The sequence below is a fragment of the Mangrovibacter yixingensis genome (genome assembly GCF_020523985.1).
GTDB classification, from domain to species: Bacteria; Pseudomonadota; Gammaproteobacteria; order Enterobacterales; family Enterobacteriaceae; genus Mangrovibacter; species Mangrovibacter yixingensis.
The window spans coordinates 401,680-420,972 of sequence record NZ_JAIVKM010000002.1 but is presented as its reverse complement, the minus strand read 5'-3'; the positions used below and the strand labels follow the sequence as shown (position 1 = coordinate 420,972).

Annotated in this window: 17 protein-coding genes, 1 tRNA gene and 1 pseudogene; 16 read left to right on the top strand and 3 right to left on the bottom strand. The window is 51.0% G+C overall.

The features are described from left to right. Positions 1-79: 79 nt before the first annotated feature. The gene (locus tag LC084_RS12630) at positions 80-247 is read right to left on the bottom strand and encodes a DUF4223 family protein (protein ID WP_226571559.1); all 168 of its coding nucleotides are present in this window, start codon (positions 245-247) and stop codon (positions 80-82) included. 421 nt (positions 248-668) lie between these two features. On the opposite strand from LC084_RS12630, the gene LC084_RS12625 reads away from it, so the two are divergent. From LC084_RS12625 to LC084_RS12585, 9 genes and pseudogenes are all read left to right on the top strand, one after another. Next, positions 669-1,676 carry a 3-oxoacyl-[acyl-carrier-protein] synthase III C-terminal domain-containing protein gene (locus tag LC084_RS12625; RefSeq protein ID WP_226571795.1) on the top strand — a complete coding sequence of 336 codons (1,008 nt, stop codon included), beginning with the start codon at positions 669-671 and terminating at the stop codon, positions 1,674-1,676. Further along, positions 1,673-2,689, top strand: a complete 1,017-nt coding sequence (locus tag LC084_RS12620) for an NAD-dependent epimerase/dehydratase family protein (protein ID WP_226571558.1) — start codon at positions 1,673-1,675, stop codon at positions 2,687-2,689. The genes LC084_RS12625 and LC084_RS12620 overlap by 4 nt, the downstream gene beginning before the upstream one ends. Continuing rightward, the gene (locus LC084_RS12615; protein WP_226571557.1) at positions 2,667-3,473 is read left to right on the top strand and encodes an MBL fold metallo-hydrolase; all 807 of its coding nucleotides are present in this window, start codon (positions 2,667-2,669) and stop codon (positions 3,471-3,473) included. The genes LC084_RS12620 and LC084_RS12615 overlap by 23 nt, the downstream gene beginning before the upstream one ends. Beyond that, positions 3,470-4,783: a F390 synthetase-related protein gene (locus LC084_RS12610; RefSeq protein ID WP_226571556.1), complete on the top strand. Its 1,314-nt coding sequence runs from the start codon at positions 3,470-3,472 to the stop codon at positions 4,781-4,783. The genes LC084_RS12615 and LC084_RS12610 overlap by 4 nt, the downstream gene beginning before the upstream one ends. Then, positions 4,780-5,748, top strand: coding sequence for an NAD-dependent epimerase/dehydratase family protein (locus LC084_RS12605; RefSeq protein ID WP_226571555.1), 969 nt, complete (start codon positions 4,780-4,782; stop codon positions 5,746-5,748). Before LC084_RS12610 ends, LC084_RS12605 begins: the two co-directional genes overlap by 4 nt. Continuing rightward, on the top strand, positions 5,742-6,872 hold the full coding sequence (locus LC084_RS12600; RefSeq protein ID WP_226571554.1) for a glycosyltransferase family 2 protein: 1,131 nt from the start codon (positions 5,742-5,744) through the stop codon (positions 6,870-6,872). The genes LC084_RS12605 and LC084_RS12600 overlap by 7 nt, the downstream gene beginning before the upstream one ends. Continuing rightward, positions 6,869-7,459, top strand: coding sequence for a hypothetical protein (locus LC084_RS12595; RefSeq protein ID WP_226571553.1), 591 nt, complete (start codon positions 6,869-6,871; stop codon positions 7,457-7,459). Before LC084_RS12600 ends, LC084_RS12595 begins: the two co-directional genes overlap by 4 nt. Further along, positions 7,438-8,643 (top strand): glycosyltransferase, encoded by a 1,206-nt coding sequence (locus LC084_RS12590; protein ID WP_226571552.1) that lies wholly within the window; start codon positions 7,438-7,440, stop codon positions 8,641-8,643. The genes LC084_RS12595 and LC084_RS12590 overlap by 22 nt, the downstream gene beginning before the upstream one ends. Positions 8,644-8,756: 113 nt before the next feature. Then, positions 8,757-9,122, top strand: a pseudogene (locus LC084_RS12585) (OprD family outer membrane porin); the annotation flags it as partial. A 52-nt stretch (positions 9,123-9,174) separates the two neighbouring features. On the opposite strand, the gene LC084_RS12580 reads toward LC084_RS12585, so the two are convergent. Beyond that, positions 9,175-10,305 carry a GGDEF domain-containing protein gene (locus LC084_RS12580; RefSeq protein ID WP_226571551.1) on the bottom strand — a complete coding sequence of 377 codons (1,131 nt, stop codon included), beginning with the start codon at positions 10,303-10,305 and terminating at the stop codon, positions 9,175-9,177. 293 nt (positions 10,306-10,598) lie between these two features. Here LC084_RS12580 and LC084_RS12575 point away from each other — a divergent pair, with 293 nt between their 5' ends. The 6 genes from LC084_RS12575 to LC084_RS12550 are packed head-to-tail and all read left to right on the top strand — an operon-like array spanning position 10,599 to position 16,237. After that, a complete protein-coding gene (locus LC084_RS12575) occupies positions 10,599-11,201 on the top strand; it encodes a CDP-alcohol phosphatidyltransferase family protein (protein WP_226571550.1) in 603 nt (200 codons plus the stop codon). Then, positions 11,194-12,123 (top strand): phosphatidate cytidylyltransferase, encoded by a 930-nt coding sequence (locus LC084_RS12570; RefSeq protein ID WP_226571549.1) that lies wholly within the window; start codon positions 11,194-11,196, stop codon positions 12,121-12,123. The genes LC084_RS12575 and LC084_RS12570 overlap by 8 nt, the downstream gene beginning before the upstream one ends. 9 nt (positions 12,124-12,132) lie before the next feature. Next, complete coding sequence (locus tag LC084_RS12565; protein WP_226571548.1) at positions 12,133-12,768, top strand: lysophospholipid acyltransferase family protein; 636 nt, start codon at positions 12,133-12,135, stop codon at positions 12,766-12,768. Then, positions 12,761-14,524 (top strand): bifunctional alpha/beta hydrolase/class I SAM-dependent methyltransferase, encoded by a 1,764-nt coding sequence (locus LC084_RS12560; protein ID WP_226571547.1) that lies wholly within the window; start codon positions 12,761-12,763, stop codon positions 14,522-14,524. The genes LC084_RS12565 and LC084_RS12560 overlap by 8 nt, the downstream gene beginning before the upstream one ends. Beyond that, a complete protein-coding gene (locus tag LC084_RS12555; RefSeq protein WP_226571546.1) occupies positions 14,517-15,857 on the top strand; it encodes a phosphatase PAP2/dual specificity phosphatase family protein in 1,341 nt (446 codons plus the stop codon). The genes LC084_RS12560 and LC084_RS12555 overlap by 8 nt, the downstream gene beginning before the upstream one ends. Continuing rightward, a complete protein-coding gene (locus LC084_RS12550) occupies positions 15,839-16,237 on the top strand; it encodes a hypothetical protein (protein WP_226571545.1) in 399 nt (132 codons plus the stop codon). Before LC084_RS12555 ends, LC084_RS12550 begins: the two co-directional genes overlap by 19 nt. Before the next feature lie 299 nt (positions 16,238-16,536). Here the strand turns inward: LC084_RS12550 and LC084_RS12545 are convergent. Beyond that, a tRNA-Phe gene (locus LC084_RS12545) sits at positions 16,537-16,612 on the bottom strand. A 464-nt stretch (positions 16,613-17,076) separates the two neighbouring features. Here LC084_RS12545 and LC084_RS12540 point away from each other — a divergent pair. Continuing rightward, a complete protein-coding gene (locus tag LC084_RS12540) occupies positions 17,077-19,224 on the top strand; it encodes an ornithine decarboxylase (RefSeq protein ID WP_226571544.1) in 2,148 nt (715 codons plus the stop codon). The last annotated feature ends 69 nt before the right edge of the window (positions 19,225-19,293 follow it).

The following is a 19,293-nucleotide window of genomic DNA, read 5'->3' as shown; positions in this document are numbered from 1 at the left end:
AAATAACTTTTTTCACCAGTAATAATAAAATCCGGCCACATAATTATGTTGGCCGGATTAATAATATTCTACGGGAATATTATTTTGCAGTATCGCCACAACCACCAATGACTTTAGAGATGGAGATAGCAGGATGCAGCAAGTAATCGTAGCTGCAGTCTTTCTCTTTGTTCTGAATGGAGCCGCTGCATGCGGTTAAGGTAGAAACAACAGCTAATAAAGCAAATACTTTTACTGCTTTTTTCATTTTAAAAAATCCATATTGATTGATAAATATTCATCCATTGTTGAAATTACTTTTCTCAACGGCGACAAAAATAGATATGCATGATTTATTTGTCAATTAACTAAGGGGGTATTTGCCATGAGTTGTGAGTATTTAGGAAATTTTCCTTGAGTTATTTAATATTCTTATGAGAATGGCTAACAATTCATTGTAAATATAAATAGTAATAGTCAGCCTTGTTGTGGCATTTTTTTGTGCTGTGCCGGGGAAAGATCCCCCTGGTTCTTGCTTTGCATATCTTTGCCGGAATTATTTATAGTGTAACCACATGGCAAAGTGGATTTTGTCAGTTATCGCACGGCGAACGAAGGCACTGTTTGCCAGGTTTATTGTCAGTAACTGTCTGACACCAGCTACTGGCTGGCGAATAATGGTTGGTTTAATGGAAAATGTATCTTTTACTGCACCCAGAGCGGCGCTCAAAATTATTGCCACCGGGGTGGCATTACCTGAAAACTGTGTGACTTCACGCGAACTGGATAACCGCCTGGGGAAAAAGCCTGGCTATGTGGAGAAGCGTGCAGGCATCGCCCGGCGTTATCACGCTGGAGCACAGGAAAGCCAGGCAGAATTGGGTGCCAGGGCACTGCATGATGCTCTGGCACATGCTGCTCTGCCCGCTGAGTCAGTAGACCTGGTGATATGTGCCTCAGCTATCGCTGTTCAGGCACTACCTTGTACCGCCGTCCATATTATGAAAGCCGCCCGCCTGCCTGCCGGTGTGGCCGGGTTCGATGTCAATAGTAGTTGTGTCAGCTTTATTGCTGCACTCGATGTCGCCGCAGGCTTACTGAATACCGGCGCTTACCGGTGTATTGCTATTGTTTCATCTGACCTTGCCTCGCGTGGTATCGACTGGTCCCACGAAGAAGCTTCGTTGATTTTTGGCGATGGTGCGGCTTGCGCCATTGTTGAGAAAGGCGACGGGCGCAGCGGTATTATCGCCAGCCTGTCTGAAACCTACCCGGCAGGCAGTACGTTATGTGAAATCCGGGCCGGGGGAACCCGCCGTAACCCGCGCTCTGGCATGGAAGACACCGATTTCTTATTTCATATGCAAGGCAAGGCACTGTTTCGCCAGGCCGCCTCATTGATTGAAGGGTATTTTGCCCGTCTGCTTGCCAGAAGCGGAATGACGCTGGCTGATATCGCTACGCTGGTGCCCCATCAGGCAAGCCATCTGGCGCTGGAACATATGCGTAAGCGCCTGAATGTTCCGGAAACTGTGCTGGTGGATATTTACCGCGATTATGGTAATCAGGTGTCGGCATCCATTCCCACAGCGTTGCATAAAGCGATGACTTCCGGGCGTTGTATCCCTGGGCAACCGCTGATGTTGATGGGCACCGCCGCCGGTCTCACCTTTGCAGGCATGGTGTTACTGCCATGAGAGTACTGGTCACAGGCGCAACCAGTGGGCTGGGGCGCAATGCTGTCGATTTTCTGCTGGCGGCAGGCATGGATGTGGTTGCGACAGGCCGTAACCCGGTTGCCGGCCAGCAACTTGCACAGACCGGGGCGCGTTTTGTCGCTATGGACCTTACGCTGGCTGATGAATCTGCGATTAAAGCCTTAATGGCCGGTTGCGATGCTGTCTGGCATTGTGCGGCAAAATCATCCCCGTGGGGTAAGGTGGAAGACTTCTTTCAGGCTAACGTTACGGTAACGCAAAAGCTGGTAAATACCGCCACCCACCTGAGTATTCCACGGTTTGTTCATATCTCAACACCAGCAATTTATTTTGATTTTCAACACCATCATGCATTACCAGAAACATACCTCGCCCAGCGTTTTGCCTGCCACTACGCCCGAACGAAATACCTGGCTGAGCAGGTGGTAGCTCAGGCAGTACCTCAAAATCCGGCAACAACGTTTGTTATTCTGCGCCCGCGAGGGCTATTTGGCCCACACGATAATGTCATTGTGCCCAGGGTGTTACGCCAGTTGCACCAGCGAAGGGGCGTGTTACATTTGCCACGCGGTGGTCGTGCTTTGCTTGATCTCACGTATGTTGAAAACGTGGTTCATGCCATGTGGCTGGCGACCAGTGCTTCTCTGGCCCAGTCTGGTGAATGTTTTAATATCACTAACCAGCAACCTTCAACCCTTGCCGACATGCTGTATGCCTTGCTGAATCAGCAGCTGGGCTTAAATTACCGCATCAAATCAGTGCTCTGGCCGTTGGTATCTCTCGTCGCCAGTGGCATGGAGATAGCTGGTACATGGCGGAATCAAGAACCGGCTCTGACCCGTTACAGTGCAGGCACTGCCAGCTTTGATATGACACTCTGTAACGAAAAAGCACAACGTATTCTGGGTTACCAACCCCGGTTCTCAATGGATGCAGGTATTGCCCGTACAGGAGAGTGGTGGCTGGCTCATGGCAACAATAACGGAATTTGAAGTAGGGTATTGCACCCACATTGGTTGTATGGCGCTGAAAGGCGCAGGGGTGAAAGTGTGCAAATTTCCGGCTCGCGCCTGGCTGCTGGAAGTGGGAGACAAACGCTGGTTATGGGATACCGGTTATTCAGACTGGTTTGGCAGTGCCACCCGCCAGGGTGTGTTCCGTATATACCGCCATATGACCCCGGTGCATTTTTCTTCACACCAGGCGCTGGTTAGCCAGCTACAAGCTTGTGGCCTGAATGCCAGGGATCTTACCGGCATCATTTTGTCGCATTTTCATGCAGACCATGTTGCCGGCCTGCGTGATTTCCCGGGAGTAACCTCTATTTGTAGTGGTGAAGGGTGGCAGCAGGTCCGTGCGTTACGTGGTTTTCGGGCATTGCGCCAGGCTTTTATTCCGGCGCTGATCCCGCCTGAATTTGAATCTTCCCTGCAGTTTATTGAAGCATTTCGACTGGTTGAACTACCCGGTGAACTGAGTCCATTTACCCAAGGGTACGTATTGCCAGGCAGTGAAGGGCAGATCTTTCTGGTACCACTGCCTGGTCATGCTCCCGGACATATTGGGGCGTTTGTGAAGACCGACGATAGCTGGGTGTTGTTAGCCAGTGATGCCGCCTGGTCTGCCACCAGTTACCGTGAGCTTCGTGGTCCTGCGCGGCTGGCGCATCTGGTCATGGGCAACCCACAACAGTTCTACCAGACACTACAAAGGCTGCATACGTTGTCGCAATGCGGGCAGGTTACTATTCGCCTGTGCCATGAGGGAGACTTATGAATCTGGTGGCATTACTGTGGCACTACGTGCGTACCAGGCGGCTACGCTTTACTCACCGCGAAGCGCTGGAAACCTGGCAGGCAAAGCGGCTGGCTCATTTTAGCCGCTATACTTTGCGCCACAGCCCATGGTTCAGGCCATATCTTCACCAGCCCTTCAAAAAGTGGCCGCAAATGGATAAAGCACAAATGATGGCCCATTTCGACCAAATGAATACGGCCGGGCTCAACCGGGATGAACTCCTGGCCTGTGCTTTACAAAGCGAACAAAGCCGTGACTTCACACCAAAAGTAGGGCGCTTTAGCGTAGGGTTGTCTTCTGGTACATCTGGCCAGCGCGGCGTGTTCGTGGTCAGCCCGCAAGAACAAAGCACCTGGGCGGGAGCTGTGCTGGCAAAAATGTTGCCAGATGGCCTGTTTGCTGGCGAACGGGTGGCACTGTTCCTGCGGGCAGACAATCACTTATACCAGAGCGTTAATAACCGCTGGCTCACACTGGCATATTTTGATTTGTTGATGCCGCTCCAGGAACAGTTACCGAGCCTTACTGATTTCTCGCCAACCATCATTGTGGCACCAGCCCAGGTATTGTGCTCGCTGGCAGAAAGGGTGCTGAGTGGCGCATTGTCATTAAAGGTTAAAAAAGTGATTTCAGTAGCCGAAGTGCTGGATGCACATGATAAAGCGCTGTTGGTTCGTGTGTTTGGTGATGTGGGGGAAATTTACCAGGCAACGGAAGGTTTTCTGGCCGCCACCTGCTCACATGGCACATTACACTTGAATGAAGAATTTTTGCATGTGGAACCACAGTGGCTGGATGCGCACCGTTTTGTTCCAGTAATTACTGATTTTACCCGTTCGACGCAGCCAATTGTGCGATACCGGCTGGATGACGTTCTGGTGGCACAGGAGGAAGCCTGCCCTTGTGGCAGCGCAACCCGAGCCATTGCCCGCATTGAAGGCCGCCATGATGATCAATTGCTGCTGCCGGGCTTGGGAGAACGTCCGGTAACAGTGTTTGCTGATGCCTGCAGCCGGGTTATCGCTCAGTCTTTGCCACTGGCTGCAGATTACCAGTTACGCCAGACCGACCACAACGCTCTGACTCTGGTCGCAGAGGGGGCTTTAGCTGAATTGCAGCTGTGTCAGGACGCACTTAACTGCTTTTTTCAGCGCCAGGGGGTTGTAAGCCAGAATTTGGTCTGGTCTCTGGTTTGTGGTGAACCGGTGCTTACTGCGGGAACAAAACGGCGGCGCATTGTGCGCCAGTGGCGGGCGTTGCAATCCGTAATACAGGGAGTGAATGGGTGAATATTCTTGTTACTGGCGCATCCGGGTTTATTGGCGGGCGTTTTTTGCAGCGCTTTGCCGCAAACAGCGGCTGTGTGTTGTATGGCGTTGGCCGCCGTTCCCGGCAGGATTTACCCACAGGTGTACAATATGCTGCTATCCCCCTGGACAGGCTGAGCCAACTGGACTTTGCACCTGATGTGGTTATTCATGCGGCTGGCAGAGCGTCTCCATGGGGTACCCAAAAAGAGTACTGGCACGATAATGTCCAGTCCACACAACAGGTGGTTTCGTTTTGCCTGCAGCGCGGTTTACCACGCCTGATTTTTATCTCCACTGCGGCGGTATATTACCGCTTTGCTCATCAGCACAATTTACTGGAAAGCCAGCCAGTTGGCCCCGAATTTACCAGTGAGTACGGGCGCACAAAATATCAGGCGGAAATGTGTGTTGCCGGTTACCCGGGGGAGAAAACGGTACTGCGTCCTTGTGCGGTATTTGGTGAGGGAGATAATCTCCTGTTCCCGCCACTGTTGGCCGCGGCGCGTAAAAAGCGGTTGTGCTGGCTGGCAGATGAAGGGGAACCTGCACAGGCGGAATTGATGCATGTGGATGTGCTGTGTGATTACCTGTTGCGGGCGGCAATGGCTCCAAAACTTCGCCCTTGCTATAACCTGTCTGCCGGGCATCCGGTTCTTACGCGTGATGCCCTGCACCGTTTGTTGATGCAACTAAACCTTCCTGTTCCAGATGCAACGGTCCCATTACGCCGGGCAATGTGGCTTGCCCGTGCTCTTGAATGCATGTGGCGTATTGCGCGCCTGCCGGGAATTCCGCCTGTCACCCGTTTTGGAGTGGCCGTGTTTGGCTACAGTGCAACCCTGAATGTGGATGCAATGCGGGCTGATTTTGGCGAACCGTCCATACCTTTTACTCACAGTTTCGACAGTTTTTTACACCATGCGAAAGGGAATATTACATGCTAATACTGGCTACGCTATGGCTGTTTATTTTGCTGGTGAAGTACCTTCCTGCCCGGGTAGTACTGGCAGCGCATGACACGCCATGTGATTTACCCGCTTCGTTCAGTAATGTGGTGGTTATGCAGCCGGTGCTGAGTGGTGACCCCGCTCTGGAAAGTGTGCTGGCTGCCAACCTGTGCCAACTTAACGGCGCACAATTTCTGTGGCTGATTGATAACGACGACCAGGAAGCTGGGTATGTGGCCCGGCGCCTGCAACAGCGTTATCCCCATGCTGCCATTCATATTCACTGCTGCCCACCAGCACCTGAAGGCGTTAACCCCAAAGCGTATAAACTGGCGCTGGGTTATGAAATGGTTCAGGCCGAAGCTCTGTTGGTGCTGGATGACGATGCCATACTCAGTGCACCTTCGCTTGCCAGAATGCTTGGCGAAATGGGGGATAACACACTGGTTACTGCGCTGCCCTGGTACCAGGCAGGTGCAGATACACCATCGCGCCTGTTAGCGCAGTTTGTGAATGATAATTCCGCACTGACTTATTTACCGCTTCTCCCCGTTGCCCGGCCTTTATCCATCAATGGCATGTGTTATGTGCTGGCACGTACAACACTGGCGCGGGCGGGGGGCTTTCAACCCATACAACACCAACTGACGGATGACCTGGCACTGGCCAGCCACCTGGCAGCACAGCAAGTTACCCTGGTACAATCCACTGCCACAGTCCAGGTGCAGACCAGCCTGAGCAACGCACATCACTACTGGCGGCAAATGCACCGGTGGTTTGTGTTCGCTATTTTACTTATGCGTGAGAAAAATGGGGTGACACGGCTGGCGATAGGTTTGCTTCAGGGCTTACACCCACTCTTGCTTTGGGCCATGCTGGTGCTGGCATTTGGCAGTATGGTGAATGCGGGCATTTTTGTTGCCGTACTGGTTGCCCGCCATTTAGTGTTACGTAATATTCAACGAGCCGTGCTACCGGTTATTCCCTCGCGCCCATTGTATTCGCTGCTTTCTGAACTATTGCAGCCGCTACATCTGCTGCATGCCCTGGTTAACCGCACTATTACCTGGCGCTCCCGGCGTTACCGCATCTACAGCAATGAACGGTTTATTGCGCAATGAGCATTCCCTTATTACAGGTCGCTTTTATTACCGGGCGCAGTATGCCTGGCAACCAGGCTCTCAGCCCGGAGCAACAGGCCTTTCTGGAGCAAGTCACGCCACCGGGGGCGTTGCCTGTTTCTGCCAATTTTCCCTGGGAAAACAGCCGGGCAGGTTGGCAGCCCTGCGGATTGCTGCGAGCCAGCCTGAATAATGCCCGTGAGTATTTAAATGCCAGAAAACCAGAGTTTACCCGTCGTTATCAACCCGTTGCACTGGCGCTGCTGGAATCTGCTGAACACACGGTATTGTTGGCTGGCAGCTGTGGGCTGGCGTTATTCAACCAACTGGCGTTGCCCCCGGCATTGCTTGAGCGAGTGAGCGTTTTTGCCTGGGGCCCTGTTGCGCACCAACGGCCGGGCTGCCGCCATTTTCTGGTTCAGGGAAGCCAGGATCTCATTTCCCGCCTGTGGTTGCGTGATGTTGATGCCTATATTCACTCGGGGCATATGGGGTATTTATCGCACCCGGAACTGGTACCATTATGCCGTAATTTTATCGCTCCACTGATTGCCAGGAGTAGTACATGCAACGTTTACTGGCCTTGATTCCCCCAGGGACATCCCGCATCGATCTACTGGCGCCGCCGTTTGCCGGGCACCTACACCCGGTGCTGGCTATGGGCAGGGCTCTGGCTGAACACTACCAGGTGCGTATTCTCAGCACCCAAAAAGCGCTGCCACGTATTCATGCTGCCGGGCTGACTGGCGTTGCAATTGAAGGTGAATACGATGATGCGTTATGCGCTGTGGCAAACCCACAGTATGCGGTGAAAACCCATCCGGTTCGGTTATACCGCCAGTTTCGGGAAGTTGTGGGGTTACTGGTTAACTTTTCCCATGCGTTGGCGCAATACTGGCGCGATGAAGGTACGCCTGATTTAGTTATCAGTGATTTCACATTACCTGTGGTGGGTGAGGTTTGCCGCCAGTTTTCGGTTCCCTGGTGGACCAGCCTGCCATCACCTTGTGCACTCGAAACCGCCGATGGTGTGCCGGGGTATTGTGGTGGGTTGCTGCCTCCGCGCAATGGGGTTGCGCGGGTGGTGCAATTCCTTCATCGCAAAAAAGTGCGGGGGTTCAAACGGTTTATATTCTGGTTATTTCGCGAAACTATTCGCCCCACCGGTATTCATCGGTTATACCGTGAAGATGGTTCCGAAAGCGCTTATTCAGCTCACTGTATTCTGGCCTTAAGTGAAGAGAACTTTGAATTTCCTCGTACCTGGCCTGCCGCTGTTCATTTTATCGGCCCGGCGTTATACACACCGCCAGTAATAGTACCGCAGCCACCATTCGAGACTGGTAAGCGCCATGTTCTGGTGACACTGGGCACACACTTGGACTGGCATAAAGCTGAGGTGACCCGGGCGGTGGCAAAACTGGCGCAAACTCTGCCGGACTGGGTTTTCCACTTAACCCTGGGTAACCCGGATACTGCCAGTGTGGCGCACCAAAGCAACCTGTATTGCCTGCCCTGGGTTGATTATGATCGCTGGATTGCTGAGTACGATGCCGTGATTCACCATGGCGGCGCAGGCATTATGTGGCACTGCCTGAAAGCAGAGCGTCCGGCACTGGTTTACCCGGTTGATTACGACCAGTTTGACCATGCTGCACGCCTTGCCTGGCACGGTAAAGGCATTTGGCTGAAAGGGGGTATTCACGCTCTGGAACAGGCAAAGCCGCTGCTGTTGCACCTGGTCCAATCCACAGTGAAAAATGAAAAATAGTCACTTTGGCCTGCTTTTTGTACAAAACTACTGCTTTTCTTACCATTTGGCATACAGCCTGCTAACCATCACATTAATTGATAATACTTTCCGTTAGTTTGCCTGGTAAAAATGGCGGTATCGGCGACGGCGGTAATACGATTTGGCTGGCTAACTCTTACTGGTCTGATTTCAATGGCGAGGACGAGCGCTCCTGGCAAGTGGCTTACTCCGTTGACCTTGGCGGGTTGGGTGTACCCGGTCTGAGCTACGATGTGGCTTATGTTCGTGGTGATAACATTAAAACCTCTGCCAGCAGCAACGGCCATGAACATGAGTTCTTTAACCAGCTGCAGTACAAAGTGCCGAATGGCATCGCCAAAGACTTGAAACTGAAACTGCGCTATTCCGTACTGCGCGTCTCTTCCGATGCGGCGGATTACAACATTGGTGGTAATGAAATCCGCGTGTTTGTTGAGTATCCGTTCTCTATTATGTAACCCCGTTTGGGTGGCGGCAAAAATATGCAGCCACCCAGATTTCTCCCTGGATTCAATACTCCCAGCGGTTACGCCCAGACTGTTTTGCACGGTAAAGTGCGGCATCAGCCGTAGCAATAATCTCATGGGCACTCTTCCCGTTCTCTGAATTTGCCAGCCCCATACTCACTGTTACCCAGACACTCACTTCTGATTTTTCGTGGGGCAATGCTTTTTCTGCCAGGCATTGTTGGATACGTTGCGCAACACGTTCAGTGTCCTGTTTGCTGGCATGGGGCAGCATAATGACAAACTCTTCGCCACCATAACGGGCAACCAGGTCCTCTGACGTGCGCACTGCACTTTTTAAAGCATCTGCAACATTTGCCAGGCATTTATCGCCCGCCTGGTGGCCATAATTATCGTTGTAACGTTTGAAGTAATCGACATCAAGAATGATGATGCTGAATGGAATTTGTTGTGCAACAGCGTGTTGCAGGTGGACTTCCAGAGCCCGTCTGTTTGCTGTCTGAGTTAACCCATCCTGGTGTGCCAGTGTGTCCAGCCGGGAAATTAATAACAAATTTTCGTCATAGCGCAGCCAGGCTTCATTGAACCAGCGCACCAACAACCAGCGGCTGTAGATAAAAATTAGAGTACAACCACCCCAAATCAGCGCTATACGCGCGTTTACCCCGTGGTTTAGATACAAGCTGGCACTAAAGGACACCAACCATAACGGCACAACAAAACACAACAGGAAGCTGAGCTGAAAATAGAGTGCAATCACATTACTCAGCAGCAAGGTGACACTGACAGGGAAAGCGAAGGGCAGCCGCCATAAAGCAATAAACACAAAAATACTGAACGACCAGACAGCGCTGAGTAGCAGTAATACGACCTGGCAGCACAATCTAAAATGCTGAGCATGCAGCATATAACGGCGTGAAAGCAGCAGTAACACGACTGCACCCGCCAGAATGACCCACATCAACTGGTCAATAATGGGGATCAGTTCGCGATTCGTCAGGATATCATTGTCGTTATAAGCCATTAAGCTGGAACGCAATAACACCATTAATGAAAAAATTGCGTGAACACAGGCGAGAAAAGGCAAAGCACGAGCCAAAGCATGATTGATTCTGTCGTGCTTGCTTACCGCTGGTGGATGCTGGTGTTGGCCATGTGGGTGTGGTGTTGTCACGGATAACTCCCGGCAGTATTGCCCCTGCTAAGTGTAATCTGTGCCAATAAATTTGCTGTTCTATTTCCATATTTGGCGTTAGTTCAGGCAATAACAGTATGTAATTACATCAAATATGTTTATTATTGGTGCTCATTGCTTGTACGATAAGTGTATTCGGCCAGAGAAATCTGTTATCTGGCTAGTTTATTTTTTGTTTTTCCCCTCATTTTATCAGCGGGTACCGGGCACATATTTGCAGGTTTTGTTCGCAAGTGAATACATTATTTTGAATAAATGGCAGGAGCCACAACGTGACGTTGTATGACATAAAACCGCAGTTCCAAAAATTGTTAAGGCCATTTGTTGCCAGGCTTTATTCCCGGGGTGTTACTGCCAACCAGGTTACACTTTTGGCTATGGTGTCGTCACTGTTGCTTGGGGGGCTTCTGATTTGTTTGCCGTACACATCTTTATTTGCCTTACTTCCTGTCTTTTTATTCTTCCGTATGGCTCTTAATGCCATCGACGGCATGTTGGCCCGAGAATTTAACCAGCAATCGGTTATGGGGGCGGTATTGAATGAAGTGGGCGATATTGTGTCAGATGCCGGGCTGTATCTGGCATTTGCTTTTCTTGCCGGTGTATCGCCAGTTGTCGTTGTGCTGGTGGTGTTGCTGTCATGGTTGACGGAGTTTTGCGGGGTACTGGCACAGGTTTTAACAGGCGTGCGTAATTATCGTGGGCCATTGGGGAAAAGTGACCGTGCATTTTTCTTCGGTGCTATTGGGTTGGGGGTGGCTATCTGGCCTGAATATATTCAGTGGGTGAATTACGCACTTATTCTGGCGGCAGTGCTTCTGGTTTGGACTTGTATTAACCGCAGCCGTAGTGCGATGGAGGTGCCGCATGCCTGATTCAACTCACCTTCTTTATCTTTGCCTTGGGAGCATATTCGGCATTTTAATTTTGGCAACGCTGATTACCCTTGGGCTAAAACTCTTACGCCCACAGAAGAACTGGCTGGAGTTACAACAGAGAGTGACCAGTTGGTGGGTGATTATCGTTTTATTCTCTCTGGCGATGCTGTCACCAAAATGGCTGGCACTGACTTTCTTCGGTTTTATTAGTTTTCTGGCTCTTAAAGAGTACCTGACACTTTCTCCTACACGGCGCTCCGACAGTATTCCATTGTTGTGGATGTATGCCGCTATTCCAGTTCAGTACCTCTGGACAGGGATGTCATGGTACGGCATGTTTATTATCTTTATTCCGGTTTATGTTTTTTTATTTTTGCCTGCCAGAATGGTTGTTGTCGGAGATACTAAAGGTTTTCTGCATTCAGCCAGTGTAATGCACTGGGGCATGATGACCACTGTATTTGCGTTAAGCCATATTGCTTATTTACTAACTCTGCCTGGTTCAGAAACAAAGGCGGGAGCGTTGTTAGTGATTTTTCTCGTCGCCCTGACCGAACTGAATGATATTGCCCAATACTTATGGGGTAAATCGCTGGGTAAAATAAAAGTCACCCCGAAGGTCAGCCCAAATAAAACGCTTGCCGGGTTGTTGGGCGGGGTTTTTACAACCATGTTGCTGGCGGTTATTTTGGGGCCAGTTTTGACGCCAATGAACGTGGGGTACTCCCTTGCTGCCGGGCTTATTATTGGGCTAAGTGGTTTTTGTGGTGATGTGGTGATGTCGGCCATTAAACGGGATTTCGGTGTTAAAGACTCAGGGAAATTATTACCCGGACACGGCGGAATTCTCGACCGGCTTGATTCGCTGATTTATACCGCGCCGCTGTTTTTCCATTTCTATTACTATTTCTATGTGTAGAGGGCGCGTATGAATCGCCTGTTACGCTGGATTTTTACATTGTGTATTGCTTACCCGGTTGTCTGGGTATGGCTGGGAGTGTCTGTTGCAGGCCGTAAGAAACTCCCGGTTAACGGCCCGGCTATTATTGTCGCCAACCATAATAGCCACCTGGATATTTTAACTTTATTTACCCTGTTTCCTCTTTCAACACTGGTTAATGTTCAACCGGTTGCCGCCGCAGATTATTTTCTCAAAAATAAGCTGATAAGTTGGTTCGCCTTAAAGGTGATTGGCATTATTCCGGTACACCGGGGGGCTCACCAGGCGAACCCTTTGCAGGCCTGTGCGGATGCGCTGGCAAACAACAAAATTGTGATTATTTTCCCGGAAGGCACACGCGGTGAACCGGGTAAATTTTCATCCATTAAGTCGGGAATTTGGCATTTAAGCCAGCAGTGCCCGGATGTACTTATTACACCGGTGTATTTGCACGGGCTTGATCGCTCCATGGGGAAAGGCCAAAAAATTCCGGTCCCCTTTTTTATTGATATCTACGTAGATAACCCACTTCACTCTGACGCGGATAAAAATCGCTTCAAGCAGGATTTATTAAACCGCTTTATTGCATTACAACAACTCGCAACAAGGAAACTACATGAGTAAGGATACCCGCCACTTTAATGAGCGTGAGTTTTCAACCAGCGATGGTACTGAATTGTTCTTCCGCCACTGGCCTGCACCCGAGGCAAACAGCCATAAAGTGGTAGTGATGTTTCATCGCGGGCATGAGCATTCCGGCCGCTTACAACATATTGTTGATGAGCTAATGATGCCGGATACCCACTTTTATGCCTGGGATGCCCGCGGGCACGGAAAATCGCCAGGAGAGCGTGGGTATAGCCCAAGCCTTGCACGTTCAGTGCGGGATGTAGATGAGTTCGTGCGCTTTGTGGCACAAGATGCACAGGTAGGCATTGAGCAAATTGTGGTGGTTGCCCAGAGTGTTGGGGCCGTTCTGGTTGCCAGTTGGGTTCATGACTATGCCCCCAAAATTCGCGGTATGGTGCTGGCTTCACCCGCGTTTAAAGTTAAATTGTATGTGCCTTTTGCCCGGGCTGGCCTGGGGCTGTTACAGCGTATCCGTGGCTTGTTCTATGTGAACTCGTATGTCAAAGGGAAGTTCCTGAGCCACGATGAAGAGCGTATTGCCAGTTTTGAGCAGGATAAGCTTATAACCCGCCAGATTGCCGTTAACATTCTTCTGGATCTCTACCAAACAGCGGAACGTATTGTTGCTGATTCCGCTGCCATTACTGTTCCCACCCAATTACTGATCTCAGGGAATGACTATGTGGTGCATCAAAAACCGCAACTGCAGTTTTATGCTGGACTGCGTAGTGCGGTAAAAGAGCAGCACATCATGCCTGGTTTTTATCACGATACGTTGGGGGAAAAAGAGCGTGCGCGGGCGTTCGGGCATATGCGTCGTTTCATTGGTGAACTGTATTCTCAGCAACCCAGCCAGTTTGATTACAGCCGTGAAGATTGCTGGAGCCCCAGCGCAGATGCATATCGGGCATTGCAGGCACCACCTAAACGCTTTTCACTGGAAGGTGCCGGGTATGCGGCATTGAGCCTGGGCATGAAAACACTTGGCCGCCAGTCCAAGGGGATGCGTCTTGGCTATGAAACGGGTTTTGATTCCGGTAGCACTCTGGATTATGTCTACCGCAATGAGCCTGAAGGTAATGGCATTCTGGGTCGTATCATCGACCGCCAGTATCTTAACAGTATTGGCTGGCAGGGCATTCGTGTGCGCAAGGAGCATCTGCAACAGATGATTGCTCTGGCCGTTGCCAGGTTGCACGGCATTGGGCAGCCGGTTCGGGTGGTTGATATTGCCGCCGGGCATGGCCGCTATGTGCTGGATGCACTGGAAAAACAGTCGGGTATCGAAAGCATTTTACTGCGCGATTACAGTGAGCTGAATGTGGAGAAAGGCCGTGCCATGATAGAAGCGCGTGGTTTGGGCCAACTGGCACAGTTCACAACCGGCGATGCATTTGACTACGGTTCACTGGCGGCGCTTGCTCCTTCTCCAACCCTGGGGATTGTTTCCGGGCTTTATGAATTATTCCAGGACAACAGCGCTGTCAGCACATCTTTAGCTGGCCTGGCAGCCGCCATTCCTCCCGGCGGAATATTGATTTATACCGGCCAGCCCTGGCACCCACAACTAAAAACTATCGCGTATACCTTAACCAGCCACCGCAATGGTATTCCATGGATGATGCGTGTGCGCAGCCAGGGTGAAATGGACTCACTGGTTGCACAAGCAGGTTTTGAAAAGTGCCATCAACTGATTGATGAATTTGGTATTTTCACAGTATCGATGGCGGTGAGAAAACACCATGAATGAGCCTGCCCTGGCGGTGAACCGCGCTATGCTGTACCGGCGTGGGGTCTGCTGGTTGTTGTTACTGGCTCCACTCTTTTTCCTGACTTACGGGCAGGTGAATCAGTTCACCGCGAGCCGTGCTAGTGTGGGGAGCATGGTGTTTAGCTGGGAGCGCTCTATCCCTTTCTTGCCCTGGACTATTGTGCCTTACTGGAGCATAGATCTGTTATACGGCCTTTCTCTGTTTATCTGCACAGCGCGGCAAGAACAGACACGTCACGCCTGGCGCCTGGTTGCCGCTTCTTTGGTTGCTTGCACTGGTTTCCTGCTATTCCCGCTGAAATTTACTTTTATTCGCCCGGATGTTGAGGGGGCTTTTGGTTGGTTGTTTCACCAACTGGAGCAGTTCGATTTGCCTTATAACCAGGCGCCTTCGCTGCATATCATCCTTGCCTGGCTGTTGTGGCTACGGTTCCGGGAACACCTGCACGGTTCAATGCGCTTTGTATGCGCCGGGTGGTTTCTGTTAATTGGCGTATCCGTTCTTACAACCTGGCAGCATCATTTTATTGATGTTATTAGTGGGCTGATAGTGGGTGTGGTGGTTAGCTACCTGGTGCCGGTTTCAGGCCGTTGGTGCTGGCAGCGCCCGAGTAAGCAGGCGTTGCGCCTGGCAGCGAAATATTGTGCTGCCAGCATATTGTTTGCTCTGGCGGGAGCCGTTATCCCTTACGGGTATTTTTTGTTATGGCCGGCACTGGCGTTGTTGGTGGTCGCGCTGGGGTATGCCGGGCTGGGTACGGCGATATTCCAGAAGAGCAGTTCAGGAGCGCTGTCGTTGCCTGCTCGCCTCGTGTTGTGGCCTTACTTAATGGGAGCCGCACTTTCTAAGGCCTGGTTTTCCCGCCATCTTGCTCACAGTAATGTGGTTTGCGATGGGGTGGTATTGGGTGGTTTCCCTGCCAGGGGCAGGGAGGTTTCGCAGACCGCTGTGTTAGACCTTACTGCTGAATTTCACAAGTGCTGCAGGCAGCCACAACACTGGCTGTCTTATCCTTTGATGGACTTGGTCGCACCAGAAGAACCCGCTCTGCACCATGCAGTGATCTGCCTTGAACAGTTGCGCCAGGCACATGGCAATGTGCTGGTGTGCTGTGCATTAGGGTTATCGCGCAGCGCAACAGTTGTTGCTGCCTGGTTGCTCACAAAAGCTCATGTGTCTTCAGTGGAGCAGGCTATTAATTTGATTAAGTGCCAGCGCCCACAAGTGGTTTTTACCCCGGCACATACCGCGTTACTGGAGCAATTCAGGGAAACTCAACTCAGGGAAACACCATGCCGGACATCATGCTAACTCACCGAATTATGCGCATTCATTTGTCTTCATGGCGTTATTTTGCCGCATTGACGTTGCCGCCACTAGTGGTGGGATTTCTGCATTCGGCTTCATGGGGAAGCTTGGTTTCGTTGGTGCTGTTTATTACCACCCACTATTACTGTTGGCGGTTGTGGCTTGATGAGCGGCTATTTCAGTTAATTGAACGTGATGAAAATCTTGTGTCATTTGACGCTGGGATGGCGTGCATATGGGGAAAACGTACTGGTGTAACGCGGAATATAGCCCAACGTTGGCAGGGTGCCACAAGGCTATTTTACCGGGCAATCGTCTCACTGGTTTTATTGTGGCTGGTGGTGTTGGTGAATATGATTTATTGGCTTAGCACCAGCCAATAACTATTGGTAATCAAAGAAGTTGTTATTTAAAAAAGGATTACGCAGATACTACGTTTTTGTCACAAACGGAGTTCGATGGAGAGTCCGGCTTCAGAAAAGCAAAAAACCAGCCATAGGCTGGGTTCTCTGAATAAGTGGTGCCCGGACTCGGACTAACGCCTTTAGGCGTTGAACAGTGCGCTTGTCGCGCTGGCCCCGAAGGGGTGAGCCGTTTACGGCGAATAATCGAACGGAGTTCGATGGAGAGTCCTGTCTCAGAAAAGCAAAAACCCAGCCATAGGCTGGGTTCTCTGAATAAGTGGTGCCCGGACTCGGAATCGAACCAAGGACACGGGGATTTTCAATCCCCTGCTCTACCGACTGAGCTATCCGGGCAACGGGGCGCATTAAACCGTAAAGGCCTGCTGTCGTCAAATAGTTTGTTATGCCCTATGGTGTGTTTGCCTGATTTGTGTGCATTCTGTTACAGGCAACCGCTTGCACCCCTGCCAGAAAGGTGCCAGAATTGCGCGGATTTTTTCCACGACTACCTTAACGAGGTCGCTGCAATGTTCGGATTCTCATCGACATTTCTGGCACATCACAGCCATTGCTTAATGGCGTGTTCTCGTTATGTCCGCTATTTATCTATTCAAGACATTCAAACTTTCACCATGCGGTGAGGGCAGTGCAGGCTCGCACCGGAGCATCAGTAAACTCAGGCAGGCCCTGGTTTTACTGATGTCTGGTGGTCGCAGCTGGTTATCAGTTCAGGCCCCTTATCATTTTCGCCGGGAGAACACTCCCTTTTGTTGTGCCTCTGGCACTCACTCATCCTTGACCCCTGGGGATTTGTGCTTATGAAAGCGTTGAAAATTGCCGCAAGCCATGATGTTGTCGCCTGTTTGTCCACGCACCGTGAAGTTGTGACACTGGATAACACTGATTTTACTGATGTGGCCGTTGTGGTGGTTTCGGTTGCCGACAGCCGTAGCGGTATTCTGACTTTGCTTAAACGTACCGGGTTTAATTTACCGGTGTTCCTTTTCAGCCCTGAACTGGTTGCACCGCTTCCGGGTACTGAAGGTGTGATTACGGGAAAAGCACAAGATTTTCTTGAGCTTGAAGCGGCTGCATGCCGCTATGAAGAAAATCTGTTACCCCCGTTTTTCGACACGCTGAGCCAGTACGTTGAAATGGGCAACAGCACGTTTGCTTGTCCGGGGCATCAGCATGGTGCGTTTTTCCGTAAGCATCCGGCTGGGCGCCAGTTTTATGATTTCTTCGGCGAAAACGTTTTTCGTGCGGATATGTGCAATGCCGATGTCAAATTGGGTGACTTGCTTATCCATGAAGGCTCGGCGAAAGATGCGCAGAAATTCGCCGCTAAAGTGTTCCACGCAGATAAAACCTACTTTGTCCTGAATGGAACTTCTGCGGCAAATAAAGTGGTAACAAATGCGCTGCTGACCAGGGGAGACCTGGTGCTGTTTGACCGCAATAACCATAAATCCAACCACCATGGTGCGTTAATTCAGGCAGGGGCGACCCCGGTTTACCTGGAGGCGGCACGTAACCCGTTTGGGTTTATTGGCGGGGTGGATGCTCACTGCTTTAACGAAGCGTACCTGCGTGAATCTATTCGTGAAGTGGCCCCAGAACGCGCAGACTCGCCGCGCCCATTCCGCCTGGCGATTATCCAGTTAGGTACTTACGATGGCACGGTATATAACGCCCGCCATGTAGTAGACACTATCGGCCACCTGTGTGATTACATTCTGTTTGACTCAGCCTGGGTTGGCTATGAGCAGTTCCTGCCGATGATGGCAGATTGCTCGCCATTGCGGCTGGAACTCAAACCGGAAGACCCGGGTATTTTTGTCACGCAGTCTGTCCACAAACAACAGGCCGGGTTTTCTCAAACCTCGCAAATCCATAAAAAAGACGATCATATCCGTGGCCAGTCGCGTTTCTGCCCGCATAAACGCCTGAACAATGCATTTATGTTGCATGCATCAACCAGCCCGTTTTACCCGCTGTTTGCGGCACTGGATGTGAATGCCAAAATTCATGAAGGGGAAAGTGGCCGCCGCTTATGGGCTGAGTGTGTGGATATGGGGATTGAAGCGCGCAAACAGATCCTTGCGCAGTGCAAAATGATCCGCCCGTTTATTCCACCAGAAATCGATGGACGCCAGTGGCAGGATTACCCCACAGACACCATTGCCCATGACCGGCGCTTCTTCAGCTTTGAGCCAGGAGCAAACTGGCACGGTTTTGAAGGGTACGCCAAAGATGAATACCTGGTGGACCCGTGCAAATTATTGCTGACCACGCCAGGAATTAATGCAGCAACAGGGAAATACAGTGAGTTCGGTGTCCCTGCTGCGATCCTGGCGCACTATTTGCGCGAAAATGGCATTGTGCCGGAAAAATCAGATCTCAATTCGATTCTGTTCCTGCTCACACCGGCCGAAAGCCCGGAGAAGCTGGCTCAACTGGTGGCTATGCTTGCTCAGTTTGAACACCATATTGAAGACAATACACCGCTGGCAGATGTGTTACCTACCATCTACCAGAAATACCCGGTGCGCTACAAAGGCTATACACTGCGCCAACTCTGCCAGGAAATGCACGATCTTTATGTCAGCTTTGATGTGAAAGACCTGCAAAAAGCGATGTTCCGTAGAGACTGCTTCCCTGAAGTGGTAATGAACCCACAGGATGCCAACAGTGCATTTATTCGTGGTGACGTGGAACTGGTGCGCCTGAGTGAAGCTCAGGGGCGTATTGCTGCTGAAGGTGCATTACCGTACCCACCAGGTGTGCTGTGTGTTGTACCTGGTGAAATCTGGGGTGGTGCTGCATTGCGTTACTTCCTGGCGCTGGAAGAAGGTGTCAACCTGTTACCGGGGTTTTCGCCGGAACTCCAGGGGGTTTACAGCGAGACAGACCCGGATGGCATTAAACGCCTGTATGGCTATGTGATTAATACTCATCCGGCCTGATGACAAACCTCATCTGCGCACAGAGCAAGAGGATGCAACTCAATAAAAAACCAGTAAAATCAATTTATT